Origin of the sequence: uncultured Stenotrophomonas sp. (genome assembly GCF_945952405.1) — a bacterium.
Lineage (GTDB): Bacteria > Pseudomonadota > Gammaproteobacteria > Xanthomonadales > Xanthomonadaceae > Stenotrophomonas.
The window spans coordinates 25040-50766 of record NZ_CAMFIA010000018.1 but is presented as its reverse complement, the minus strand read 5'-3'; the positions used below and the strand labels follow the sequence as shown (position 1 = coordinate 50766).

Genomic DNA, 25727 nt, shown 5'->3' with positions numbered 1-25727 from the left:
TGCATTCTAGCCAGTGCGGTGCTGCAATCAGTAGGTGCCGAACGGCACTTCAACCACGATCGGCGCGGCGCCCTCGCCTGCCTGCAGGGTGTAGCGGTCCAGCGCGCCATCGTCATCGGCATGCGGCTGGTGCTGGAAATGCAGCGGATAGTGGCTGTCGCCCAGGCGGACGGCGTTGCCATCGGCCTCCAGTGCCGCGCCCTCCGGGATCAACAGTCCCCCCAGGTCGCTGTAGGCGCCGGGGACATCGGCGAAGCGGTAGTCGCCCAGCTCGTCCACCCGCTGCATCGCATACACGTGCGGCAGATAGGGACGGGCCGGGCTGCGGCCGTTGCTGAGGTCGATCACCCAGGCCTGCGGCAGGTGGTACTGCTCGCGCAGCGCGGCCACGCCCAGCGATGGGCTGGCCACCTGCAGGCAGCACACCGTGCGCTTGCCCTCGCGGTCGAGAATGGCAAAGCGGTCGCCGCGGGTGGCCGCCTGCGGCAGCATGGCGAACGCCAGGTTGCGCTGGGCTGGCGCGTAGCCGGCCTCGGTCTGCAGGTTGCGCCAGGCACCAAACACCGGGCGTTCGGCCGGGGCGGATTCCGGCTCGGCAGCAGAGGCGGCGAACGCCACGCCCAGCATGGACAGCGCCAGCGCCGCCATCGTCCTGCCCACTTCGCGGAAACTGCCTGCCGTCATACGCCGTCCAACACCTGTACCGGGAAGGCCCGGCCCGCCTGCTGACGCACTGCCAGCCATTCCTGCCACTATGCAATGGCGATGCTGTGCCGGCAATGACCAGGACGCTGACGCCCTTCGCACGCCGGGTGCTATCGTTCCGGCCATCTTCCCCTGCGCAGGAGCGCTCGCATGTCCGCCTTCCGTCTGTCGCTGTTGCTGCCCGCTTCCGCCCTGCTGCTGTCCGCCTGCGTCAGCACGCCCGGTCCCCAGGTCCAGGGGAGCGGCCACTGTGACGCCAGCTCGCTGGGCTGGGCGATCGGCCAGCCGGCCGATGAGGCCAACATCCGCCGCCTTTCCCGCGAGAGCGGCGCCGGCCTGGTCAACCCGATCGGTCCCAGCACCATCACCACCAAGGACATCCGCCAGGACCGCCTGCGCGTGTACGTGGACAAGGACAACATCATCACCGCCACCCGCTGCGAGTAAGCGCAGACGCGCGCCGTGTGGAGCCGAGCCCATGCTCGGCTGCGCTCGGCCGAAGAAACGGAAAGCGTAGCCGAGCGTGGGCTCGGCTCTACAGGAAGGGCGGCCGAGCATCGGCTCGGCGCTACAGGTACGCCGCCGCAGCGGTCAATGCCCGCCGCAGTCGCAGCCGCCCCAGTCCCTGGCCTTCGAGGTCTGGCCGATACCGGGATTGAAGGTATTGCTCGGATCCAGCTGCCGGTAGAAGCCGGCCAGCGCTGGCTTGGCCGGGTACAGATGGCCGACGTTGTGCTCGGCCGGATACTCGGCCCCCCGCTGGTCCAGCAGCGACCACATGGCGTGTTCGATCGCCATCGGGTCTTCGCCCTTGCGCGCGATATAGTCCTGGTGGAACACGTGGCACAGGAAGTGGCCGTAGTACAGCTTGTGCAGCAGCCGCTTGTCGATGTCCTGCGGCAGCTGCTCGAACCAGTCGGCATCGTCGCGGCGCAGGGCGATATCCAACGCCACGATGTCCTGCACCTGGTCGCGATGCACCTCGCGGTAGCGCACCGCCGCGCCCGCCACCGCGAAACGATGCAGGAAGGCCTTGCGCCCTTCCTCGGCCGTGCAATGGAAGTAGCCGCCCTCGTGGCCGGCGAAGAATCCGCGCAGCCACGCCTCGGTCGCCGGCGCATCCTGCGCCGATACCTTCAGCAGCAGGTGATGCTCATAACGTTGGCGGAACTCGCCCATGCGCCTGGGCAGGTGCGAAGGCAACAGCGCGGTCAGCCCCTGCATCACCCGGTCGGTCACTCCGCGCAGCCCCAGCCGCTCGAACCAGCCATCGACGCGGCTCTTCAGCGCGAACGCGGCCGGCACCCGCGCGGTACCGAGACGGTCGATCAGCAGGAAGCTGTCCTTGCCGTAGCGCTCGCCGATGTCATAGGCATCCCGGTGGATGTATTCGCCGGCGATCGGCAGGCGCTCGAAACCGGTCAGCAGCTGGCGACGGATCGCGGTCAGGCTGTCGGTGTGGTTGCTGCCGATGTAGAAGACCTCGGCAGCTTCCTTCTCGAAGGTGTCCAGGCGCACCGCGAACACCGCCAGCTTGCCGGCTGAACCCGCTGCCTCGAAGTGGCGACTGGGGTCGGCATTGAAGCGCGCCGGGGTATCGGCGTCGACCCGGCGGACCTCCTCGGCATAACGTGGATCAGAGGCTGCACGGCCACCGCCGTCCCCCACGTCGGCGGCACGATAGTCGCCCGCCTGCAGCCGCTGCAGGATCTGCTCCGGCGTATCGCCCAGCGCAATGCCCAGATGATTGACCAGCTGCAGCCGGCCCTGTGCATCCACCTGCGCATACAGCGCCAGCTCGGTGTAGGCCGGTCCGCGCCGGACCAGCGCGCCACCGGAGTTGTTGCAGATGCCCCCCAGTACCGATGCGCCGATGCAGGACGAGCCGATCACCGAATGCGGCTCACGGCCCAGCGGTGCCAGGGTCTGCTCCAGCCGGTCCAGGGTCGCACCGGGCAGGCACAGGACCTGCCGACCTTCGTCCAGCAGCTGGATGCCGGCCAGGCGCAGCGTGCTGACCAGCACGATCGGCCGCCCATAGTCATTGCCATCCGGGGTCGAGCCGCCGGTCAGGCCGGTGTTGGCCGCCTGCAGGATGATCGCCGCCCCACCCTGCACCGCCGCCTGCAGCACGCGCCACAGTTCCAGCAGCGTGCCCGGCCGTACCACGGCCAGCACCGGGCCTTCACCGAAGCGATAGCCGCGGCGGAAGCGGCGCGTGGCGCGGTCGCCGGTCAGCACGTGGCGCTTGCCGACCGCTTCGCGCAGCTGCGCCAGCACCGCCTGCGCGCCGCTCATGGCAGGCGCACCAGCGAATCACGGCCGATGTCGGCAATGCGACGGGCGCCGGTGAGTGTCATCGCCACCCGCATCTCCTTGGCGATCAGGTCCAGCAGGTTGGCCACACCGGCCTCGCCCTGCGCCGCCAGTGCATAAACGAAGGCGCGTCCCAGCAGCACGGTATCGGCGCCCAGCGCCAGCATGCGCACCACGTCCAGGCCGGTGCGGATGCCGGAATCGGCAAGGATCTTCAGGTCACCCTGGACCGCATCGGCAATCGCCGGCAGTGCGCGTGCGGTGGACAGCACCCCGTCCAGCTGACGGCCACCGTGGTTGGAGACCACGATGCCATCGGCCCCGAACGCGACCGCGTCACGCGCGTCCTCCGGATCGAGGATGCCCTTGATCACCATCGGGCCTTTCCAGAACTCGCGGATCCACTCCAGGTCCTTCCACGAAATGGACGGATCGAAGTTGCTGCCCAGCCAGCCGATGTAGTCCTCCAGCCCGGTCGGGTTGCCGCGGTAGGCGGAGATGTTGCCAAGGTCGTGCGGGCGCCCGAACAGGCCCACGTCCCAGGCCCAGTGCGGATGGGTGATGGCCTGCCCGATGCGGCGCAGCGAGGCGTTCGGCCCGCTCATGCCCGAGTGTGCGTCGCGGTAGCGTGCGCCCGGCACGGGCATGTCCACGGTGAACACCAGCGTGGTCACGCCGGCCGCCTGCGCACGCTCCAGCGCGTTGCGCATGAAGCCGCGGTCGCGCAGTACGTACAGCTGGAACCACATCGGCCGCTGGATCGCCGGTGCCACTTCCTCGATCGGGCACACCGAGACCGTGGACAGGGTGAACGGAATGCCGCGGCTGTCGGCCGCGCGCGCCGCCTGCACCTCGCCACGCCGCGCATACATGCCGGTCAGGCCCACCGGCGCCAGCGCCACCGGCATCGCCAGGGTCTCGCCGAACAGCTCGGTTTCCAGGCTCAGGTCGGACATGTTGCGCAGGATGCGCTGGCGCAGCGCGATGTCGGACAGGTCGGAAACGTTTCGCTTCAGCGTGTGCTCGGCATACGCGCCGCCATCGATGTAGTGGAACAGGAACGGCGGCAGCCGGCGCTCGGCCGCGGCGCGGTAATCGGTGGAGGCGGAGATGATCATGGGGTCAACCGTGTGGGGAAGGTAGACGCGATGCCCGCGCGCGCCGGGCCTCGTTGTCGTCGAGCGTGCGCAGCGTGGTGTGCACGAACTCGAGGTGGGCATGCGCGGCGGCGCGCGCGCGTTCGGGGTCGCCGGCCAGCACCGCGTCCATCATCTCGCGGTGCTGGTCGGACAGCGGCGAGAAGGTCCGCGCCGAGGTGTAGAGCTTTTCGCGGCTCTGCGAAATGTTGGTCTGCAGCAGCTCGAACAGGCCGCGCATGACCTGCAGCAGCACCAGGTTGTGGGAGGCCTCGGCGATGGACAGGTGGAAGGCCGCGTCGGCCTCCGCCTCGCCGGTCGGGTCGTCCTTGCCATGTGCATCCATCATGGTCTGGAAGGCCTGCACGATGCGCACGCGATCCTCATCGGTGGCGCGCAGCGCGGCGTGCCAGGCCGTGGCCCCTTCCAGCGCGTGGCGGATCTCCAGCACGTCGAAGCGGTACTCGGGGTCACCCTGGAACAGCGGCAGATAGGGAACCAACGGCTCATCCAGCGCCTGCCGTGCCCGCGCCGCCGGTTCGGCCACGTAGGTTCCGCCCCCAACCCGTGCGGTCAGCAGTCCCTGGCTGGCCAGCTGCGCGATGGCCTCGCGCAGTGCCGTGCGCGAGACCCCCAGCTGCACCGCGAGGGCGCGCTCGGCCGGCAGCCGGTCGCCGGGCTGCAGCCGCTGTTCCTGCACCAGGCCGCGCAGCTGCATGGCCACCTTGTCCGAAATACGTTGCGTGCTCATGGCGCCATTGTGGCCCGAAGCGCGCAGCAGAGGGTCAGCCCGCGCGGCATGGCTCAGGGAATCATCCAGGTCAGCCAGTAGGCCTGGGCCAGGGTGATCAGGCCGACCATCGTGGTGAAGATCAGGCTGTGCTTGACCGTGAAGCGGAACAGGTCCGACTCGCGGCCGGCCAGGCCGACCGCCGCGCAGGCAATGGCGATCGATTGCGGCGAGATCATCTTGCCAGTGACGCCACCGGTGGTATTGGCCGCCACCAGCAGCACGTCGGACACCCCGATCTGCTGCGCAGTGGTGGCCTGCAATGCCGAGAACAGGGCATTGGAGGACGTGTCCGAGCCGGTCAGGAACACGCCCAGCCAGCCCAGGAACGGCGAGAAGAACGGGAACGCCTTGCCGGTGTGTGCCAACGCCAGCGCCAGCGTGGCCGACAGGCCCGAATAGTTGGCGATGAAGGCAAAGGCCAGCACCATGCCGATCGAGTAGATCGGCATGCGCAGCTCGCGCACGGTCTCGCCGAAGGTCTGCAGCGCCGAGCGCGCCGGCATGCGCAGCGCGATGATCGCGATCACCGCGGCAATGATGATCGAGGTGCCGGTGGCCGAGAACCAGTCGAACTTGTAGATCGCCTCGTAGCTCAGCGGCGTGTCCACGATCGGCGGCATCTTCTGCACCTGCTGGTCCAGGCCAGGCACCGGAATCTTCAGTACCCAGCTTTCCAGCACGCCGCCGGCCGCGAACAGCGACTTGAACGGCTTGATGCTCCACAGCGTGACCATGGCGGTGAGGATCAGGAACGGCGACCACGCTTTGGCGATCTGGCCAGCACTGTGGCGCGGCGCTTCCAGCGCCTGTGCGGCGGCTTCGGCACTGGTTTCGGTATCGAAGCGGAAGATCCGCACCGGCTTCCAGCGGCGCAGGAACAGCGTCAGGCAGACCAGCGAGGCCAGCGACGCGGTGATGTCCGGCAGCTCCGGGCCGATGAAGTTCGAAGTGAGGTACTGGGCGATGGCGAACGAGCCGCCGGCCACCAGCACCGCCGGCCAGGTTTCCTTGATGCCGCGCCAGCCATCCATGATCGCCATGATCCAGAACAGCACGATCACGGTCAGGAACGGCAGCTGGCGCCCGGCCATCTGGCCGATCTCGAATGCGTCGAGGCCGGTGACCTGTCCGGCGACGATGATCGGAATGCCCATCGCGCCGAACGCAACCGGTGCGGTATTGACGATCAGGCACAGGCCAGCGGCATACAGCGGCTTGAAGCCCAGCCCGACCAGCAGCGCCGCGGTGATCGCTACGGGCGCACCGAAGCCTGCCGCACCTTCCAGGAAGGCACCAAAGGCGAAGCCGACCATCAGCATCTGCAGGCGCTGGTCTTCGGTGACCGACAGGATCGAGGCGCGGATGATGTCGAACTGCCCGGTCTTGACCGAGACCTTGTAGAGGAACACTGCGCCGATGATGATCCAGGCGATCGGCCACAGCCCGTAGACGAAGCCGAAGCCCGCCGCACCCAGCGCCTGGGTCAACGGCATGCGGTAGAACAGCAGCGCCACCCCGAGCGCGATGGCCACGGTGAGGGTACCGGCAAGCCAGCCCTTCATGCGCAGCACCGCCAGGGCGATGAAGAAGAACGCGATCGGCAGCAGCGCGATCAGGCTCGACAACCACAGGTTGCCAGCGGGGTCGTACAGGTGTTGCCAGGGCTGCATGAAGGCTCTCGACTGGGGGCGGAATGGGCTCCACCGCGGGCGGTGGTCTGCCGTGGCCTCGATTATTGGTCGTACCAATAGTTGAAAGATCAGACCACTTCCGGCGTATTCAAGCGCCACTCCGGCGGAGAGCCTATTAGACCATAGGGTTAGATCCCATATTGGTCCTACCATTTGTCCTGCAGATCAGCGTCGCAACAGCATTGCGCCCCGCTCCGCAGGGGGCACGGATCCGCTGGGGAACTGCGAGCCCACCGGCGCTCAGATCTTCCTCTCCAGCCGCCGCATCGCCGCCAGCACAAGTACGCACAGCACGCTCACCCCCACCGCGATCAGGTATTTGCCAATGCCCACCGCGATGCCGATGGCCGCGGCCATGATCAACGAACTGGCCGTGGTCAACCCGCTCACCTGGTCCTCGCGCGAACCGCGCAGGATGGTGCCGGCAGCAACGAAGCCGACGCACGCCACCACCGCTTCGATCAGGCGCACCGGATCGACCTGCAGCAGGTCGCGGTAGCGCTCCTGCTGGAAATGCTCGGCCACCGAATCGCCGAGCCCGACGATCAGCGCGGCAGCACCGGCGATCAGCATGTGCGTGCGCAGCCCGGCCGCATGCTTGCCCATTTCACGCTCAACGCCGAGTACACCGCCGAACAGCATCGCTGCGCCTACGCGCAGCAGGATCGAAAAGTCCTGGGTGAGTTCCATGGGGACGCTCCGGGAGTTTCCCGGAGCGTTGCCCGGCGGCCGTGGCACGCAGGTGAAGGCGGGGCCACACCGCGTTCACCCCACGGCATCACCGGCACTGGGCGCGATCGCAAGGGTCATCGCCCCGCGCTGCCAGCGCCAGGCCATCACTGTGCCAGGTAGCCGCCATCAATGGCGTAGTACGTGCCGGTCGCGAACGAGGCATCGTCGCTGGCCAGCCAGGCCACCAAGGCCGCCACTTCGGTGGCGGTGCCCAGTCGCTTCAACGCGTGGCGGGCTTCCAGCGTCGCGCGCACCTTCGGCTCCATCTTTTCCAGCAACGGGGTGCTGATGAAGCCCGGGCCCACTGCATTGACCCGGATCCCGTCGGCGGCATGCTCCCAGGCCGCGGTCTGGGTCAACCCGACCACGCCATGCTTGGCCGCCACATACGCGGTGGAGCCGGCGTACCCCACCTGGCCCAGGATCGAGGCCATGTTGATGATGCTGCCACCAGTCCCTGCCGCACGCATCGCCTGGATCTGCGCGCGCTGGCACAGGAACACGCTGGTCAGGTTGACGTCGATCACGCGTTGCCAGCCATCGATCGGATAATCACCGCTGCTGGCCGCAGGTCCGCTGATACCGGCATTGTTGACCGCCACGTGCACGCCTTGCAGTTCCTTGACCGTGCGCTGCACTGCCCTGTCCACCGCCGCCTCGTCGGTGACGTCCAGCGCGATGCCGATCGCCTGCGCGCCATTGCCACGCAGCTGCGCCACCGTGGCATCCACCGCGTCCTGCTTCAGGTCCCATACCGAAATGCGGGCGCCGGATGCGGCCAGGGTCTGTGCCACCGCCAGGCCGATGCCGGATACGCCGCCGGTCACGATCGCGGTCTTGCCAGTGAGCTGGTAATCAATCATCTACGTTCTCCATCAGTGGGGGGAGCCATGCGGCATTTCGCCGCCAACCGGTCACGCTACGCCTTCTGCCGTGACGACCGGGCCGACAGCGCTGCTGCCATTGATCGTTCTACTGATAAAACCTCAACTCAAGTTGATGTATGGAATTGCGTACGGATATGCGGGCAAAACGCCGGCGTATGTTCGGCTGCAAATTCAATTTGGCCGTAATGACCAATTGTTTTGACCATCCTGGAATCAAATGCGGGTGAATCAGGGCGACAATGGGAAACGTTTCCAGTTTCTTCGACACAAACATTCCAATCTGGCGTTTCCCCAGCCATCCAGAGTGCCGTCGCCACCGCATCGCAGCGGGTCTGCACAGGTAACGATCGGAGCTGCATCTGCATTGCAGAGCACATGGGCGAGGTGCCGCCAGTGTCCACCTCCTGCGTACGTGCCGAGCAATGTCCCGATACTTCACTTTTGCTGACTACCGCCGCTTCGGCCACCGTCATGGCTTTGACTACCGCGCCGATCCGGAACACCTGCGCGACGACCAGTGGGCCGGCCACGGCGAGGTCAACGAACAGTTCCTGCGCGGCGGCATGAGCCTGATCGCGTCTGACGTCCACAATCGATTCCCGTATGTCGCCACCGCGCAGCAGAATCCCGGCCTGGCCATCCGCGTGATGCTGCAGGGCCAGGTGGATGTACGCATCCCCCGGCGTGGCGGCTTCACCCTGCGCGCCGGCACCGCGATGACCGCGCACCATCGCGAGCAGATCGAGATGACCGGTGCGCATCCGGGCGAGACCCGCATGCGCGGGGTGAGCGTGATGGTTCCGGGCCAGATCGACCCGGACCTGTTCCAGCTGCCGCAGCTGGAGCGCGCGCTCAATGCGCACCTGGAATGCCGCCACTGGGCGATCCCGCACACCTTGCTGCCGGTGCTTGGCCAGCTGTTCGAAAACCCCTGGCAGGACGGTATCGATGCGTTGTGGCGCGAAGGCGTCGCGCTGCAGCTGCTGGCCGTCGGCCTGCAGGCCGAGGACCTGCAGACCGACCAGGTGCGCACATTGCGCGCGGGCCAGCGTGAGCGCCTGGAGCGCGTGCGCGCCTATCTCCACGATGAACCCAGCCATGCCCACAGCCTGGTCGAGCTGGCGCAGCTGGCCTGCATGAGTCCGAGCTCACTGCGCCGGCATTTTGCCCAGCAGTATGGGTGTTCGGTGTTCGACTACCTGCACGAACAGCGCATGCGCCATGCCGAGCAGGGCCTGCGCGAAGACGGCTGGACCGTCGAGCAGGCCGCGGCCGCCAGTGGCTACCGCCACCCCAGCAACTTCGCGGCCGCCTTCCGCAAGCGCTTCGGCCTGGTTCCCAGCCGCTGGCGTACCGGTCCGTCGAAGGTCGGTTGAGCGGCATGCCGCCGCGCCGGGCGCGGCGCGCCCGACGCGGCGCAACGCACTAGCGCATGCCGCGTCCCTGCAGCGCCTGCATGACGCCTGCAGGCAACCGGCAGGGATGCTGCGGATCACTGTCCACGCGCCAGCCCGATCCCAGCAGCACGCCCTTGCCATCCCCGCGCGTGCCCTCCTGCGGCCTGCAGTGCACCGCGCTGGCCCGTACCTGGCCGTCGCGATCCAGCCACTGCTGAACCCCATAGGACTGGCCGTCGGCTTCGTCGTGCTCGAAACGCAGCTCGACGCTGCCGGACGCATGATCACCGGTTTCCGCTCCGGGGATGCGGCTGATCCCGGCCGACGCGAACGTGCGCTGCGCAAGCACGCTCGCGTCGCCGTCATACAGCGTGATCCGGGTCTGCCACGCTTCATCATGGCCGACACTCTGCCGCGTCCAGACGCGATCAGCGGACAATGGAAGGATCTCGGCATGGAGCGGTGGCAGTACTTCACGGCCGTCGGCCAGCATCATCCCGTAGCGGCCATCGCGCAGGAAGATCAGGTGGCCGGCGGCCAGTACCTCCACCGATCCGAACGCCGGCGCCACCACCCTGCCCAGGGTGGTGTTGTAAAGGTGCGAGCGTCCCTCGGCATCCTCCAGCACCAGCAGCGGCGGTGCGATGTGCTGCTCCCGCAGCCGCAGTCCCTGCGGCATCAGGTGCGGCTTCAGATCCGCATCCAGCCATAACCGCGGACCGGCCTCGCCGGCCAGGGTCGCCATCACGCCGGTGTCCACTGCCTCATAGCCGGTCACCTCCGCGCGTTCGAACAGCACCTTGCCATCGCAGTCGAGAATGGCGGCACCCAGATCACCGTCGGCAATACGCAGCCGCCAGGGAAACACCGGATGGGTGTTGAGGCCGAACGAGTGCGCACTGCCGATCACGCGCGCCTGCGCATCCACGATGACATCATCCCCATTCTCGCCGCGCAGCAGCCAGCGCCCCGGGCAATAGTCCACGATCGTGCCCCTCACCTGCTTCGGCAACGCCACGAAGCGCCCGTCCTCCAGCAGCCATCCACGCTCGGGCGTATCGCTGTCGAGGCCATTGGCATACCGCTGCACCTCCAGCGGAACAGAACGGTGGTCGTCGAATCGTGCGCCGGCACGATAGTGCGGCCAAAGCGCCGCCCCCTGGTACAGCGCCGGACCGACACGCAGGCCCGCCGCATCGGCACGCATCCAGGTGTCGTGCTGGCGCAACCACCAGCCGTTGTCACCCGCAGGCCGCGCATCATCGAAATGACCGCTCAGCAGGACCGAGCCCGTTTCATCCTGGATGCGGCAGGCTGCCGCCTCGGCATCCGCACAGACCACATAGGCGCGGCGGCCTGCGAACGGCCCGCCAACCCATATCTCGGGTGCAGTCACGCTGAGCACCTGGCGACCGTGCAGGTCGAAGATCCGGGTGCTGCGATCGTGTCCCTGCCAGACGATCCGATCGGGTGGCAGCAGGCTCCACTGGCCAGGCTCGGGCATGGGCGCGAAATGCACGTTGCCCTGGGCATCGGCCAGGCCGGCGCCCAGGTAGCGGCCCTGCGCCTCCCCCATCTCGACATGCCACAGCGTCTGGCTGCCCTGCAGGCGATCACCATAGCGGATGCGGCCATTCGACTGATGCAGCAGGCGCCCGTCATCGTCGTACCAGCGCGAGGGCGGCACCTGGCCACCAGCTGCGCGCCTGAACCAATCGGTGCTGTACCAGCGATTCTCACCCAGCGGATACAGGTCCACCTGGCCCGGAGCCACCCGCAACCGACCGTCCACGCCGATCAGCGCGCTGCGTTCGAACCCCTCCAGCCGGGGTGCGAAACTGCCCGTAGCGGCCATTGCCGATTCCGCCGCCAGCATCACGCAGCCGAGCCACATCCTTGTCATCGCGCACATCCTCCAGAACAGCGCTGCACGCTATGCGATGACGGCGATCGATGCAATGCGGCAGCGGTCCGCCGATGCTGCGGACCGCAACGCACCCTGCCTCAATAGACCGGCAGATCGATGTAGCTGGCCTGCGCCGCGCTGTGCCAGACCCGCTGCGTGGCCTTCCGGTAATCGCCCGGCCTGGCCAGGTAGATGTTCGGCACGTAGGTCTGCGGGTTGCGGTCGTACAGCGGGAACAGGCTGGACTGCACCTGCACCATCACCCGGTGCCCCTTCTGGAAGGTGTGGTTGGCATTGGGCAGGTCGAAGCGGTAGGGCAGCACCTGGTTGGCGGCCAGGGCCTTCGGCTCGCTGAAGCTCTCGCGGTAACGGCCGCGGAAGATCGCCAGCGAGACCGGCAACTCGTAGCCGCCCATCTCCGGCGTCGATGCCTCCTGGTCCGGGTATACATCGATCAGCTTCACCACCCAGTCACTGTCGGTGCCGCTGGTCGAAGCCTGCAGGTGCACCACCGGTGCGCCGCCAATGCGCAGCGGTGCAGCCAGCGGTTCGGTGATGAAGGTCAGCACGTCCGGCCGGCCATCGACGAAACGCTGGTCCTTGACCAGCCACGTCGTCCACATGTCACGGTCACCGAAGCGGACCGGGCGCGGCACGAACGGCACCGGCTTGGCCGGGTCGGACACGTATTCCTCGAAATCCCCCTCGCCTGCCGCCGGCGCCTGGAACGCCAGCTTGCCGCCGGCGCGCAGGTACAGCGGCTTGCTGCTTGCAGTGCAGCCCTTGTCACAGCTGCGCGGCCAGCCCTTCAGGCGATCCCAGTGGTTCTCGCCGGTGTTGTAGATCAGTACCGGCGGCGTATCGGCCTTCGCTGCGCCATCCACCAGGTACTGGTCGAAGAACGGCTTGAGTACATCGCGGCGGAACTGCAGCGCGGTATCACCGTCGAACTTCAGTGCGCCCAGCTCGCTGCCGCTGTAGTTCACCTGGCTGTGCCGCCAGGGACCCATCACCAGGTAGTTGCGGTTGTTGCCGGCATCGCGTCCTTCCATCGCCTGGTAGGCGTGGTTGGCCCCCCACATGTCTTCCTGGTCCCACAGGCCCTGCAGCCACATGGTGGGTACCTTCAACGGTGTTTTCGCCATCACCGCGTCCAGCGCCTGGCCCTGCCAGAAACCGTCATAGGCCGGGTGCTCGACCAGCTTCTTCCACCAGGTCAGCTGGTCCACACCGGTGAAACGCGCGTAGTCACCGGCCGAACCGATGCGCAGGAAGGTGCTGTAGTCGTCGTAGCCGAGGCTGGGCAGCGGCGTGCCCTTGCCGCGCTTCTCGGTCTGCATCGCGAAGTAGTTGAAGTTGACCTGGCGGAACGCACCATAGTTGAGCCAGTCGTCGCCCATCCAGCCATCGACCATCGGGCTCTGCGGTGCAGCCACCTTCAGCGCCGGATGCGGATCGGTCAGCGCCATCACCACAGTGAAGCCTTCATACGACGAGCCGAGCATGCCGACCTTGCCGTTGCTTTCCGGCACGTTCTTGACCAGCCAGTCGATGGTGTCCCACGCGTCGGTGGCGTGGTCGACCGGGGTCGTGTTCAATGGCCCGCGCAGCGGCCGGGTCATCACGTAATCGCCCTCGGAACCGTACTTGCCGCGGATGTCCTGGAACACGCGGATATAACCGCCATCGACGAACACCTCGTCGCCCTGTGGCAGCAGGTCGCGCATGCGCGGCGAATCACTGCGGCTGGCACGGCCGGCGGCATCGTAGGGGGTGCGGGTCAGCAGGATCGGCGCGTTGCGGGCGCCCTTGGGCACCACGATCACCGTGTACAGGCGGGTGCCATCACGCATCGGCACCATCACCACGCGCTTGTCGTAGTCGCGGCCGACATCCGGCGCGACGAAGGGCTTGCCGCTGATGTCCGGGGTCATCGGCGGTGTATCGGCCGCCAGCACGCTGCTGGACAGGCAAAGGGCGATGGCTACTGCAACGGCACGCACACGCATGGACAACCCCTCCCGGCAGGAAAGCCTCAAGCCTACTCCTGCCCTGTGCCGTGAAGTGTGGGCGGGCTTTGCATTCTGCGGCGGATGCGGGCAGGACTGATGGCACATGTGCGGCCGCCGGCTGGCAAGCGAATCCCCCCTCGGGCGCGCGGCACGGTTGCCGGCCAGCGGCCGGCACTACCGATCAGGTTGCCGCCACTTCATGCAGCGCCAGCCAACGCCAGCGGCCCTGTTCCTGGCGCAGCACGGCCAATGCTTCCCGCCACACGGTTGCCCCTGCGCCAACGGCCTGGCCCTCGCGATAGCGCAGCACCGCCAGCGGCAACGGCGCCGCCACCGCCTGCATGTCCTCGAGCGTGATCTGCAGCCCCTTCCGGGCGCCATGTGCGCCCGCGAACAACGCCCGCACCGCCTCGCGCTGCAGGCGGCGCCCGGCGATACCGACCATGCTGAAATCCGCGCAGAAATGCGCCATCAGATCATCCAGTGCATCGGCGCCGACCTCGGCGCGGAACCAGGCCTGCAGCCGTTCGTGCAGGTGGTGGATTTCATGTTCTGCGGTGGTGTCCATCAGGTGTTCTCCGGTCGTGAAAGGGTGAGCATGTGTGGCTGGCGCAGCAGCGTCATCGGCAACAGGGTAAGCACAGCGGCCAGGCCCAGTGCCACGCCGGTCGCACGTGCCGGCAGCCACTGCATGGCCAGGGCCAGCAGCAGCGCGATGGCGGCGGTGCCCAGGCAGAAACTGAGCTGGCGATTGAGGTTCCAGAGCGCGCTGGCGTCGCCCAGCACCTCGCTCTCGACGCCGTGGAACGCCAGGGTCTGCGCGGTGCTGCTGCACAGGCTGCCACCGGCCCCCATCAGTGCGAACAGCAGCGCCGCCAACGTGAACACCGGCTGGGGCAGCATCGCCATCAACAGCAGGCCACTGGCCTGCAGCAGCATCCCGCTACGCAGCACCGTGGCCGGGCCGAAGCGGGCCAGCAGGCGGCGGCTGGCCGTGATCGCCAGCGCGGAGGCCAGTGCCCACGGCAGCATCAGCGCACCGATGCGCGCCGCGCTGTAGCCGGCCTGGTGCAGCTGCAGGGTGCTGGCCAGCTGGCTGCCGATGAACACGCCCGGTACCGCCAGATAGACCAGCATGGCCAGGCGCAGTCCGCGATACGACAGCAATGACCAGCGCAACAGCGGTTGCGGCTGCCGCCGCGCATGGCGAAGGTGTGCCAGCGCCAGGCCTGCGGCAAGCAACAGCAGGGCCGCACCTGCATTGCGGTGGCCGGGTTCGCCCAGCCAGGTCAGCGCCAGCAGCAGCGTGGCCAGTGCCGCCATCGCGGTGGACAACGCATAGGCGTGCAGCCGCGGTGCACGGCGTGCGCCGTCCCCCGGCATCCACGCCAGCACCAGGCCGATCGCCACCAGCGCCAACGGCAGGCTGGCCCAGAGTACGCCGCGCCAGGACAACCACTGCACCAGCACTCCGCCCAGTGCGGGCGCCAATGCCGGCACCAGCAGGGCCACCAGCAGGATGCGCCGGGTCAGCGCGCCGCGCTGGTCGGGCGTGCAGTGCCGGTATGCGGCGGCCTGTGCCACCGGAATGAGCAAGCCACCGGCCAACCCCTGCAGCAGCCGCCAGCCCAGCAGCCAGCCGATGCCCGGCGCCGCCCCGGCCAGCGCCGCAGAGGCCGCGAACAGCAGCAACGCCAGCAGCAGCAGGCGGCGCTCACCACAGCGCGCGGCCAGCCACGGCGCCAGCGGAATCACCACGCTCAGGCCCAGCATGTAGGCGGTTCCGACCCAGGCCAGGGTGCCGACATCGGCGTGCAGCTCGGCCGCCAGCGCCGGATAGGCCACCGTGGCGATGAACATGTTGACCAGGTCCAGGGCGAACACCAGCAGGAAGATCGCCTCATGGCGCAGGCGGGGGGACGGCATCGGCGGCACTCCAGCAGGGAAGCGGCCAGCATGCCGGTGCGGCCTTGTTGGAAAAACACGACGTCAGCTGCAACACTGTCAAACCTGTTTTGACAATGGATCGCCGTGGTCAGCCTGGATCGCTTCGATATCTTCCGCGCCGTGGTCGAGGCGGGCAGCCTGACTGCAGCCGCCGACCGCCTTGGCCTGAGCCGCGCCGTGGTCAGCTTCAACCTGAAACGGCTGGAGCAGGAGCTGGGCGTGACCCTGCTGCTGCGCAGTACGCGCCACCTGGCCCTGACCGAGGCCGGCGAGCAGTTCCTGCAGCACTGCGTGCAGGCCCTGGACGCAGCGCAGGCAGCGATCGATGCGGCGCGCCGCGACCAGCATCAGCTGCAGGGCTTACTACGCCTGACCACCACGCCGGAATACGCGCAGCTGCGCCTGATTGCGGCACTGGAAGCCTTCCGGGCGCGGCATCCGGCCCTGCAGCTGCACCTGTCGACCTCTCCGGCACCGGCCGACCTGATTCCCGAACGCTTCGACCTGGCGATCCGGCTGGGACGCCTGCCGGATTCGCAGCTGCATGCCAGCGAGCTGGAGCGGCACCCGTTGTGCGCGGTCGCTGCACCGGCGCTGCTGGCGCGCCTGGCGTCCGCCGACGCCGCCGATGATCCGGTGCAGGTCGGTACCCTGCCCCGTCTCGGTTATCCGCGCCTGGCCGATGTACCGGTCATCGCCGCCGACGGCAGCGAGGCCCTGTTCGCCACCAATCCCGGCAATGCGGTGGTGCGCGTGGACGGCGCCAGCAGCCTGCGCGCCTTCGCCGTAGCCGGTGCCGGCGTCACCGTGCTGCCGCGCTGGCTGATCGAGGATGACCTCGCCCAGGACCGGCTGCGGCCGGTCCTGCGCCAGCACCGCTTCCCGCAGCAGAGCGTCTACGCGGTCTATCCGCACAGCACCCAACCGTCCCCCAAGGTGCGCCAGCTGATCGACTTCCTGCACACCTGGTTCGCCACCTGAAAAAAGGGGACGGAGGGGATTAAGTCGTATATGCATAAACGACTTAATCCCCTCCGTCCCCTTTTTCTTGCACGGCCCCGTGCGGGGCCGTGTTGCGGGCCGTCAGCGCAGAACCTGCTCCAGCAGCTGCACGTCCACGCTCTGCAGCGGTTCGGCGGCATTGCGCGACAGCTGCACCTGGTAGGTGCCGCCGTCGATCTTCCACTGGCGGGCCCGGGCATCGTAATGCGCCAGCGTCTTCGGCTCGGCTTCGATGCGGATGCGGCGCTGCTCACCCGGCTGCAGGTTCACCTTGTCGTAGCCGATCAGGCGGATCGGCGTGGTGCTGCCGGCCGGCAGCTTCAGGTACAGCTGGGCGACATCGGCGCCGGCTCGCTTGCCGGTGTTGCGGATGTCGACGCTGGCGACCAGGCGCGAACCCTCCACGCTCACCTTCAGGTTGTCATAGGCGAACGAGGTGTAGGACAGGCCGTGGCCGAAAGCGAAGGTCGGGGTCAGGCCCTTGGCCGCCATCCACTTGTAGCCGACGTTGGCGCCTTCGATATCGAAATCGAAGACATCGCCGAACGGCTTGGCCGGCTTGAAGCCGAGGCCGTCGATGTGCGGGCGCGGCAGCTGCGATTCGTCCACCACCCAGGTCACCGGCAGGCGACCGGACGGGTTGGCCTGGCCGCTCAGCAGTGCGGCGATGCCTTCGCCGCCACGGATGCCCGGATACCACGCCTGCAGCATCGCCGGCACCTGCGCCAGCCACGGGGTCCGCACCGGGCCGTTGGTTTCCAGCACCAGTACGGTCTTCGGATTGGCCCGGGCCACCGCCGAGATCAGCGCGTCCTGGTTGTCCGGCAACTGCATGTCCGGCAGGTCCACCGATTCGGCGGCCCACTGGGTGGCGAATACGATGGCAACGTCGGCCTGCGCCGCCGCCTTGGCCGCAGCGGCCGCATCGCTCCCGTCCACATAGTCGATGGTCGCGTCCGGACGCGCGGCGCGCAGTGCTTCCAGCGGCGAGGACGGGTGGAAGATCACCGGGCCCGGCCAGGTGGTCGGCATCACCCCCGGCACGGCATTGGTGCCCTTGGCAGTCACGCCCACCATCGACGAACCACCGCCACCGATCACGCCCTTGTCGGCGTGGCCGCCGATGATGACGATGCGCTTGACGCTGTCGGCCAGCGGCAGCAGGTTGCCTTCATTGCGCAGCAGCACGCTGCCTTCTTCCACCGTGCGCTGGGCGACGGCGAACCCGGCCTCGGCATCGACCTTCTGGTGCTGCGGCGGATTGTCGAAATTGCCGTGCAGGAACATCGTGCGCAGGATGCGCGCCACCATGTCGTTCAAACGCGCCTGCGGCACCACCCCGCCATGCACGGCCAGGCGCAGCGGTTCATCGAAGAACACCGCCGCATCGAACACTTCACCGGCCGACTGCTGGTCCAGGCCGGCCAGCGCCGCCTTCGAACCGCTATGCACGCCACCCCAGTCGGACATCACGAAACCCGGGAACTTCCATTCCTGCTTCAGCACCTGGTTCATCAGGTAGCCGTTCTCGCAGCCGTAGGTGCCGTTGATCTTGTTGTACGAGCACATCGCCACGCCCGGGCGGCCGGCCTCGAGCGCGATCTCGAAGGCCAGCAGGTCCGACTCGTGCATGGCCTGCTCGCCGATGCGCACGTCGTGGAAATTGCGGCGGGTCTCCATGTCGTTCAGCGCGAAGTGCTTCATCGAGGAGATCACGTGCTGGCTCTGCACGCCCTGGATCAGCGCGCCGACCATCGAACCGGCCAGCAGCGGATCTTCACCGGCGTACTCGAAATTGCGGCCGTTGCGCGGATCACGTTGCAGGTTGACGCTGCCCGACAGCAGGATGTTGAAGCGCTGCTGCCAGGCCTCACGCCCCATCGTCGCACCGCCGGCGAAGGCGACCTGCGGGTTCCAGCTCGATGCGGTGGACGGGCCGGACGGCATCGCGGTCGCGAAGTCACCCGGGCGGATGCCACCCGGATTGGTCACGCCAACGCCGGCATCGGCCGACTGCTGCGACGGAATGCCCAGCCGCGGCACGCCTGGCACGAAGCCGGCCGAACCCACCGCACCTTCCGGCAGCGGACCGCCGTCCTTGCCCAGCCCGAAGTAGCTGTGCAGCATCTGGAATTTCTCATCCTCGGTCATCGCCTTGAGCAGCAGCGCAGCGCGCGCATCGGCGTTGAGGGTGGTGTCCATCCACGGCGTATCGCCGTGCCTGTCGGCGGCGTAGGCCAGGGTCAGCAGCGTGGCGCGCAGGGCGCTGCCTTCCACCTTGAACGGTGCGCTGCTGGCGGCCTGGAAGCCATCGCTGAAGTAGCTGGCGTCGGCCTCCAGCGCCACCCGCGCCGGGTCGAAGCCCGCCGCCTTGGCCGATTCGCCGGCCACCGCGCCGAGCAGCACCGCCGGTGCGCCCAGCCGCGAGCGCGTGACCAGCGCCGGCAGGCGTGCCGCGCCTGCACCGGCATCGGTGTAGACCGCCACGGTGTGGCGACCATCGTCCAGGCGCAGATAGTTCAGGCCCGGTTGGTCCGGGCCGGACTCGGCGGCGATCGGCAGCCGGGTCAGCACGGCCTGGCCACGCTGGGTCTGGCCGTCATCCGCGCCCGCAGCGATGAAGCGGTAGTGGTACCCCAGGCCATCGGCCAGCACCTGCAACGGGTCGACCTGGCCGATGCCTCGCTGCACCTGGCGAACGCTCACTGCATCCACCTGCAGGGTCTTCAACTGGGCGGCCAGGGCCGGCATCGCCTCGGCGCCGGGCGCCTGCTCCAGGGTCAGCACAGTGAACGCCGCCGGGTCGGCCCAGGCCGGGGTGGCCAGTGCAGCAGACAGGGCAAGGGACAGGGCAAGCGGCTTTGTAAACGTTTTCATCGGCAGGCGTAATTCCGTTGCCAAGGCAATCGGTCCAGGGAAAGTGCCGCCGAAGGGTGCAGCGTTCATGCCGCGCAGGGGTTGCCAGGCAACGTCCCGCAGGCCGAAGGACGGGCCGGTCTGCGCGCGGGACCCTCCTCCCGGCGTGACAACCTGCCTGTCCGGGCCGCGCAGGGCGACCCATCATGTGAAGATTGTGCGAGGGCGTTCACGCCTGTCAACAGGACCTAAGTCACAGGACCGATCCGGACCTGCGGTTATCAGCCCATCACCGGCGGTCATCAGCGGGCCGCACAGGGCTGCCGATAATGGAGATCCCTGGCCACGAACCGAGCCCATGACCGTACACCGCGACTTCGACCATCTCTGGCGTGACCGCTGCGATACGTCCAGCCAGCGTGCGCCGCGCGTGCTGATCCGGGTGTTCGTGGCGCCGGGCCAGCTGGAGCGCAGCGTGGCCTTCTACGAGCAGTTGCAGGGGGTGGTGGCCGATGCGGGCTTCCCGTTCCCGGAGGCCGGCCTGCGCCTGGCCATGGTCGGTGCGTTCCTGCTGATCGAGGGCAGCGAAGCGGCGCTGGCCCCCTTCACTTCGACCACCGGGACGCTGCTGGTCGATGACGTCCGGCCCTATCACGACAAACTGGTCGCCGCCGGCGCCGAGATCATCTTTCCGCTGCAGGTCGTGCCGACCGGCGCAGCGTTCAATGCGGTGCATCCCGATGGCACCGTGGTCGAGTACGTGCATCACCGGCCCGACCCGCACGGGCGCTGAGGTGGCGTGCGCCAACTCCCGGCAGACCCACGCCATGCGCGGATGACCTGTAGCCAGCGCCGCATGACCGCTATCCACGCATGGCGTGGATCTACAATTCGTCCATGTCCTCCCCCGCCCCGCCCTGGAATGGCACCCTGCTGCTGGATGCACACGTGGCCGTGCTGCAGGGCCATGCCGGCGGCAGCGCTGCACACGCGCACTACGCCCATCAGCTGCTGCTGAGCGAAGGTGCGCCGTGGCAGGTCGAGATCGATGGCGTGCGCCAGCAGGGCCAGCGGTTGTGGCTGCGGTCCTTCCAGGTACACGCGATCCTGTCGGCGCCGCAGGCGGGCTGTACGGTGTTCGTCGAACCGGCGCATGCCGATCCCGGGCAGATCCAACGGCACCTGCACGCACTGCCGGGCAATGCGCTGGAACTGCGCGCCTGGCTGCCACGGCTGAGCCGGCCGCAGCCCCTGGACCGCCGCGTGCAGGCCGCGCTGACCCGTATCGCCCAGCATCTGCCGGGGCCGGTGCCGGCCCACGACATCGCCGAGGCGGCGCATCTGTCGACCAGCCAGCTGCATCGGCGCTTCCAGTCGGATCTGGCGGTGACCCTGCGCGGCTGGGTGCTGTGGCAACGGCTGCGCAGCGCACTGATGCATCATCTGCGTGGGCACAGCCTGACTGACAGCGCGCATGCGGCCGGATTCGCCGACCTTGCCCATCTTTCACGCAGCCTGCGCCGCATGTTCGGCATCGCTGCGGCACAGCTGCAGGGCCTGCAGCTGCACACGGCCTGACACGCCGGTCACTCCCGCCTGCGCAGCCCCTGCGGCAGCTCCGGCACCTCGCCATGCGGCAGTTCACGGAACGGCGCCAGCAACTGCGCGGGATAGTCGCGCGGATAGTCCGGCTGGCTGCCGATGCCCAGGTCGCGTTGCTGCAGCCGGTAGCCCGGCGCATCGAAGGCGGTTCCCAGCAGGTGATCCCAGACCGTCAGGAACAGGCCGAAGTTGACGTCGCCGGCGCTGCCGTAGCGCATGTGGTGGAAGCGGTGCAGCGGTGCCCACGCCATCACCCGGCCCAGCACGCCGGGGCGCATGTCCACATTGGAATGCTGCAGCAGCAGCTGGATGGCAATGGCAAACGCCAGTACCGCCGCCACCGGCATCGGCAGCCCCAGCGCCAGCAGCGGCAGCACGCCACCCACCGCCTCGGCGGCCTGGTGCAGCGGATGCTTCATCAGGCCGTTGAAGCCGTACATGCGGGTGACGCTGTGGTGCACCGCATGCAGCCGCCACAACCAGCCGATGCGATGGCTGGCGTAGTGCACCAGGGTGATGCCCAGATCGGCGCAGACGATCGCCAGCAGCACCTGCAGCGCGAACGGCCACTGCAGCGGCCACGCCTGCCACGGAATGATCGCCGCCAACAGCGGCACTGCCGCGATCGACAGCAGGTTCAGGCTTTCGTTGACCAGCGCATGCAGGGTGTCACGCAGGCTGTCGCCCTGGTCGTGGTTGAACGCCGGGTCGTACGGCCAGGCGCGTTCGGCAGCGAACGAAACCGCGATGGCGATCGCCAGCAAGGCCAGCAGCCACAACGGGTCCGCATGGCGGTAGCCGACCCATCCGATGGCGGCGGCAACGAAACCCAGCAGGAACAGCGGGGCATACAGGCGGAGCATCCAGTGTTTCATGGGCAACCCGGAATGTGAGGGGCCTGCATGCTGGCGCGCTGTGCGCGGTGCCGGCTTGAACAAACGGCGCAACCCTGCGCGCCATTGGCAGGTGCCCGCCCGGGTGGGCACGGCCGCGCCCTCCACGCATGGCGTGGTTCTGCTACGTCGCCCTCCACGCATGGCGTGGATCTACCACGGGATGCAGGGCGTGGATCTGCTACGGCGCGCAGGGCGTGGCTCTACAATGGCGACCTCATCGCGGCAGAGACCGGCATGGATTCCTTCAACCTGATGCGCGCCTTCCGCCGCATCGTCGAACGCGGCGGGCTGGCCCGCGCCGCCGAAGACCTGGGCCTGTCGGCGGCCGGATTGAGCAAGCAGCTGCGCACCCTGGAAACCCACCTGGGCGTGGTACTGCTGCAGCGGACCACCCGGCGCATGAGCCTGACCGAGACCGGCCATGCCTATTACCGCGAATGCTGCCGCCTGCTCGACGAGCTGGATGCCCTGGAACGTGGCATTGCCGAACAGCGTGGCGAGGTGTCCGGGCGCCTGCGGGTGAACGCGCCGCAGTCGTTTGCGCTGAGCACGCTGTCGCCGCTGCTGCCGCGTTTCCTGCAGCAGCATCCGCAGCTGTCACTGGACCTGGTGATGGAAGACCGCCTGCTCGATGCGGTCGGCGAAGGCTTCGATGTGTCGTTGCGGCTGCGCGCCGAGCTGGACGACTCACGGCTGGTGGCACGCCGGCTGGCGTCGCTGCAGCAGGTGTTGTGTGCGGCGCCGGGCTATCTGCAGCAGCATCCGGCACCGCAGGTGGTGGACGACCTGCAGGCGCACAGCGTGCTCGCCTACAGCCTGTCCGACTCGCCCGGTCGCTGGCCACTGCTCGGCCCCGATGGCCAGGTAACGATCACTCTGCCGGCGCGTGCCACCGTCAACAACAGCCTGCTGCTGCGGGACCTGCTGGTGGCCGGCCTGGGCATCGGCGCCCTGCCCTCGTTCCTGGCAGCGCCGGCATTGGCCCGTGGCGAGCTGCAGCAGGTGCTGCCCGACCACCGCTATCCGCCACGCGTCGTGCACGCGGTCTACCCGACTTCGCGCCACCTGCAGCCCAAGGTACGCGCCTTCATCGACTTCCTGCACGCCGAACTGCCCGGCTGCGCTGGCCTGGATCCGTAACCGCCAGCGAAAACTGACCTGCCCGCGGCCTGCTGTTTCGGCTGCACCGCGTTGCCTAACCTGCCGCCTCCCTTCTCTCCGATGGCAGGCAGATGTCTTCCGCTCCTTCCCCCGCCACCGGCACCCCGGTGGTCGATTTCTTCCACGACGTGGTCTGCGGCTGGTGCTTCGTGCTGGCCCCGCGCCTGCAGCAGGTGTCGGCCGAGTTCGGCATCCAGGTGCGCCATCGCAGCTTCGTGCTGCAGGACTCGCGCGCGCAGATGGTCGAGGTGTTCGGCTCGATGGAGCGCGCCAAGGCGATCATCCTGCGCCACTGGGCCGACTGCGCCGCGCATGAGGACAGCGCGCGCATCGACATCGAAGGCATGCGCGCGCAGGACTTCGAGTATCCCTCCGGCTGGCTCGGCGCCCTGGCCTGCCAGGCCGCGGAACTGTCCGCTGGCAACCAGGGCCATGCGGCGATGTTCGATGCCGTGCAATGGGCGCACCTGCACCAGCACCGCAACATCGGCGATGCCGAAGTGCTGCTGGATATCGCCGAATCATTGGGCCACCCGCGTGGCGCGTTCGCCGACCGCATGCGCAGCGACACCGCACGCCAGCGCGTGCAGGCCGACCGTGCCGAAGCCGCCGCACTCGGCATCCGTTCCATTCCCACCGTCATTGGCGGCAACGGCCTGCGCCTGCAGACCCTGCCGCTGCCGCAACTGCGCCAGGCCCTGGCGCCCCTGGTCGCGGCCCCGGCCGCACCGTCCCCCACCCTGCAAGGAGATTCCCCATGACCCCACGTACCCTGGCCACCGCCCTGGCCCTGCTGCTGGCCGGCGCCGGCGCGTCCACCGCTGTTTCCGCACACGAACACGTTCCGTCCGGCCAGCAGGTCGGCACCAGCCCCTGGGGGCCGAAGGACGAGATCGGCCGCCTCAACCTGATCACCGAGGCCTCGCGCGCGGCAATCCTGTCGCGGGTCAGCGGCGGCAAGGCCTATGACCTGGCCACCGAGTACTACGTCGGCATGCCCAGCTGGCAGGACGCCGGCGACCCGCACTACCAGTTCTGGATGACCCATACCCCGCGCGGCACGGTGATGGACGACCCGATGGGCGTGGGCGAGACCATGAACCTCACCCGCAGCTACACCGGCACCGCCTTTTCGATGTACAGCCATACCGGCACCCACATCGATGCACTGAACCACTTCGGCATCCACGGCAGGATCTGGAACGGCTTCGAGGCCGACAAGCACCTCGGCGACCGTGGCTGGAATGTCACCGGCATCGAGAAGTTCCCGCCGCTGATCGCACGCGGCGTGCTGATCGACGTGGCCGGCGCCAAGGGCGTGGACATGCTGCCGGACAGCTACCGCGTCACCCGCCAGGACCTGAAGGATGCACTGGCGCGCCAGCAGGTGAAGCTGCAGCAGGGCGACATCGTGCTGATCCGCACCGGCCGCATGCGCCTGTTCGAACAGCCCAGAGCGTACATGGCCAACCCGCCGGGCATGGGCCTGGACGCCGCACGCTTCCTGGTCGAGGACAGCGGCGCGATGATCGTCGGCGCCGACAACCTCAGCTTCGAGACCTTCCCCTCCGAGGTCTCCGACGACTATGTGCCGTTGCACACCTACCTGCTGGCCCAGCAGGGCGCGCCGATCATCGAACTGGTGGCGCTGGATGAACTGGCGCGCGACAAGGTCTATGAGTTCGCCTTCATCGGCGGCCCGTTGAAGATCCGCGGTGGCGATGCCGCGCCGCTGCGCCCGGTGGCATTGCCGGTCCGCCGGTAACCGGCCAGGTGCCGACCCCGGTCGGCACCCTGCCAGGCCTCCACGCCTGGGCGGATCCACCCGGCTCCCTTTCCGCCCCGTCCCCCCATGGCGTGGAAGTAGATCCGCGCCATGCGTGGAGGCTCCACCCCTTCAGCAACCTGAAATCCGCGCCAGCAATTTTATTAGTAATTCTACTCACAAGGCGAGTAGCATGTCCGGTCTCAGCCCCTGATACCGGCCTGTCGATACTCGCTCCATGCCAGCCGTTTCCGTCCATCCCTGCCGCCTTCAGCCCGCCCGGCGCCTCCCCTGGAGGACCGGCTGATGGGCGCCGTCGTCGCCCTCGACCGGCTGCTGGACGGACGCCAGCTATGGCGCGGCCCGGCCCGCCAGGGCCCGGCCAGCGACCACCTGGCCAGCGGTCATCCGGCACTGGACGCGCGCCTGCCCGGTGGTGGCTGGCCGGCCAGCGGGCTGTGCGAAGTCCTGCAGGCGGCCCCGGGCGTGGGCGAACTCGCCCTGGTCTGGCCCGTCCTGGCCCGGCTCAGCCAGCGCGAGCGTCCCATCGTGCTGGTCGCACCGCCCTACCCCCCGCATGCCCCGGCCTGGGCCGCAGCCGGGCTGGACCTGGCGCGGCTGCAGATCATCCAGGCCGCGCCGAAGCAGGCACTGTGGGCCGCCGAACAGTGCCTGCGCTCTGCCGCCTGCGCGGCGGTGCTGTGCTGGCCCCAGCAGGCCGACGACCGGGCCCTGCGCCGGCTGCAGGTGGCCGCCGACAGCGGCCAGTGCCTGGGCTTCGTGTTCCGCGAAGCACAGGCGGCACGCAACCCCTCCCCGGCCAGCCTGCGCCTGCAGCTTGATCCTGGCCAGGTGCGGGTACTGAAGTGCCGTGGCGGCCTGCCACCGGCACAGCCGTTGCCGCTGGCCATCGCCCACTGAGG

The 25727-nt window shown here is 68.3% G+C and carries 23 protein-coding genes; 9 read left to right on the top strand and 14 right to left on the bottom strand.

Translation table 11 applies throughout. The annotated features are described in order from the left end of the window. Positions 1–27 precede the first annotated feature (27 nt). Entirely contained in the window at positions 28–684 is a 657-nt protein-coding gene (locus tag Q0P60_RS16320; protein ID WP_294995831.1) for a decarboxylase, read from the bottom strand. 171 nt (positions 685–855) lie between these two features. Here Q0P60_RS16320 and Q0P60_RS16315 point away from each other — a divergent pair, with 171 nt between their 5' ends. Continuing rightward, positions 856–1152, top strand: coding sequence for an I78 family peptidase inhibitor (locus tag Q0P60_RS16315; protein ID WP_294995828.1), 297 nt, complete (start codon positions 856–858; stop codon positions 1150–1152). A gap of 144 nt (positions 1153–1296) precedes the next feature. Here Q0P60_RS16315 and dld read toward each other — a convergent pair whose 3' ends face one another. The 7 genes from dld to Q0P60_RS16280 all read right to left on the bottom strand — a co-directional run bounded on the left by dld (position 1297) and on the right by Q0P60_RS16280 (position 8625). Beyond that, on the bottom strand, positions 1297–3003 hold the full coding sequence (gene dld, locus Q0P60_RS16310; protein ID WP_294995825.1) for a D-lactate dehydrogenase: 1707 nt from the start codon (positions 3001–3003) through the stop codon (positions 1297–1299). Beyond that, positions 3000–4139, bottom strand: coding sequence for an FMN-dependent L-lactate dehydrogenase LldD (lldD, locus tag Q0P60_RS16305; protein ID WP_294995821.1), 1140 nt, complete (start codon positions 4137–4139; stop codon positions 3000–3002). Before lldD ends, dld begins: the two co-directional genes overlap by 4 nt. A gap of 4 nt (positions 4140–4143) precedes the next feature. Further along, a complete protein-coding gene (gene lldR, locus Q0P60_RS16300) occupies positions 4144–4908 on the bottom strand; it encodes a transcriptional regulator LldR (RefSeq protein WP_294995817.1) in 765 nt (254 codons plus the stop codon). Between the two features lie 53 nt (positions 4909–4961). Further along, positions 4962–6620, bottom strand: coding sequence for an L-lactate permease (gene lldP / locus Q0P60_RS16295; RefSeq protein WP_294995814.1), 1659 nt, complete (start codon positions 6618–6620; stop codon positions 4962–4964). Between the two features lie 261 nt (positions 6621–6881). Beyond that, positions 6882–7331 carry an MgtC/SapB family protein gene (locus Q0P60_RS16290; protein ID WP_294995810.1) on the bottom strand — a complete coding sequence of 150 codons (450 nt, stop codon included), beginning with the start codon at positions 7329–7331 and terminating at the stop codon, positions 6882–6884. A 146-nt stretch (positions 7332–7477) separates the two neighbouring features. Beyond that, complete coding sequence (locus Q0P60_RS16285) at positions 7478–8236, bottom strand: SDR family NAD(P)-dependent oxidoreductase (protein ID WP_294995807.1); 759 nt, start codon at positions 8234–8236, stop codon at positions 7478–7480. Between the two features lie 128 nt (positions 8237–8364). Next, positions 8365–8625 (bottom strand): hypothetical protein, encoded by a 261-nt coding sequence (locus tag Q0P60_RS16280; RefSeq protein WP_294995804.1) that lies wholly within the window; start codon positions 8623–8625, stop codon positions 8365–8367. A gap of 57 nt (positions 8626–8682) precedes the next feature. Here Q0P60_RS16280 and Q0P60_RS16275 point away from each other — a divergent pair, with 57 nt between their 5' ends. Further along, positions 8683–9636, top strand: coding sequence for an AraC family transcriptional regulator (locus tag Q0P60_RS16275; protein WP_294995801.1), 954 nt, complete (start codon positions 8683–8685; stop codon positions 9634–9636). A gap of 49 nt (positions 9637–9685) precedes the next feature. Here the strand turns inward: Q0P60_RS16275 and Q0P60_RS16270 are convergent, their stop codons facing one another. From Q0P60_RS16270 to Q0P60_RS16255, 4 genes are all read right to left on the bottom strand, one after another. After that, positions 9686–11560 (bottom strand): hypothetical protein, encoded by a 1875-nt coding sequence (locus Q0P60_RS16270; protein WP_294995798.1) that lies wholly within the window; start codon positions 11558–11560, stop codon positions 9686–9688. A 101-nt stretch (positions 11561–11661) separates the two neighbouring features. Beyond that, positions 11662–13572, bottom strand: a complete 1911-nt coding sequence (locus Q0P60_RS16265) for a CocE/NonD family hydrolase (RefSeq protein ID WP_294995795.1) — start codon at positions 13570–13572, stop codon at positions 11662–11664. Between the two features lie 184 nt (positions 13573–13756). Next, a complete protein-coding gene (locus tag Q0P60_RS16260) occupies positions 13757–14143 on the bottom strand; it encodes a DUF4440 domain-containing protein (protein ID WP_294995791.1) in 387 nt (128 codons plus the stop codon). Continuing rightward, positions 14143–15501 carry an MFS transporter gene (locus tag Q0P60_RS16255; RefSeq protein ID WP_294995788.1) on the bottom strand — a complete coding sequence of 453 codons (1359 nt, stop codon included), beginning with the start codon at positions 15499–15501 and terminating at the stop codon, positions 14143–14145. Before Q0P60_RS16255 ends, Q0P60_RS16260 begins: the two co-directional genes overlap by 1 nt. A 105-nt stretch (positions 15502–15606) precedes the next feature. Here Q0P60_RS16255 and Q0P60_RS16250 point away from each other — a divergent pair, with 105 nt between their 5' ends. Further along, positions 15607–16503 (top strand): LysR family transcriptional regulator, encoded by an 897-nt coding sequence (locus Q0P60_RS16250; protein WP_294995785.1) that lies wholly within the window; start codon positions 15607–15609, stop codon positions 16501–16503. 102 nt (positions 16504–16605) lie between these two features. Here the strand turns inward: Q0P60_RS16250 and Q0P60_RS16245 are convergent, their stop codons facing one another. After that, the gene (locus tag Q0P60_RS16245; RefSeq protein ID WP_294995782.1) at positions 16606–19401 is read right to left on the bottom strand and encodes a glycoside hydrolase family 3 C-terminal domain-containing protein; all 2796 of its coding nucleotides are present in this window, start codon (positions 19399–19401) and stop codon (positions 16606–16608) included. Between the two features lie 337 nt (positions 19402–19738). Between Q0P60_RS16245 and Q0P60_RS16240 the strand changes: the two genes are divergently transcribed. Together Q0P60_RS16240 and Q0P60_RS16235 are read left to right on the top strand one after the other, a co-directional pair. Beyond that, the gene (locus Q0P60_RS16240) at positions 19739–20173 is read left to right on the top strand and encodes a VOC family protein (RefSeq protein WP_294995779.1); all 435 of its coding nucleotides are present in this window, start codon (positions 19739–19741) and stop codon (positions 20171–20173) included. Between the two features lie 80 nt (positions 20174–20253). Continuing rightward, complete coding sequence (locus Q0P60_RS16235; protein ID WP_345780338.1) at positions 20254–20958, top strand: AraC family transcriptional regulator; 705 nt, start codon at positions 20254–20256, stop codon at positions 20956–20958. Between the two features lie 8 nt (positions 20959–20966). On the opposite strand, the gene Q0P60_RS16230 is transcribed toward Q0P60_RS16235, so the two are convergent. Continuing rightward, a complete protein-coding gene (locus Q0P60_RS16230) occupies positions 20967–21845 on the bottom strand; it encodes a sterol desaturase family protein (RefSeq protein WP_294995773.1) in 879 nt (292 codons plus the stop codon). A 267-nt stretch (positions 21846–22112) separates the two neighbouring features. Here Q0P60_RS16230 and Q0P60_RS16225 point away from each other — a divergent pair, with 267 nt between their 5' ends. The 4 genes from Q0P60_RS16225 (at position 22113) to imuA (ending at position 25725) form a co-directional block, all read left to right on the top strand. Further along, positions 22113–23018: a LysR family transcriptional regulator gene (locus tag Q0P60_RS16225; protein ID WP_294995770.1), complete on the top strand. Its 906-nt coding sequence runs from the start codon at positions 22113–22115 to the stop codon at positions 23016–23018. Positions 23019–23110: 92 nt separating this feature from the next. Then, positions 23111–23800: a DsbA family protein gene (locus Q0P60_RS16220; protein WP_294995767.1), complete on the top strand. Its 690-nt coding sequence runs from the start codon at positions 23111–23113 to the stop codon at positions 23798–23800. After that, entirely contained in the window at positions 23797–24804 is a 1008-nt protein-coding gene (locus Q0P60_RS16215; protein WP_294995764.1) for a cyclase family protein, read from the top strand. Before Q0P60_RS16220 ends, Q0P60_RS16215 begins: the two co-directional genes overlap by 4 nt. A gap of 306 nt (positions 24805–25110) precedes the next feature. Further along, a complete protein-coding gene (gene imuA / locus Q0P60_RS16210; protein ID WP_294995761.1) occupies positions 25111–25725 on the top strand; it encodes a translesion DNA synthesis-associated protein ImuA in 615 nt (204 codons plus the stop codon). Positions 25726–25727: the final 2 nt, after the last annotated feature.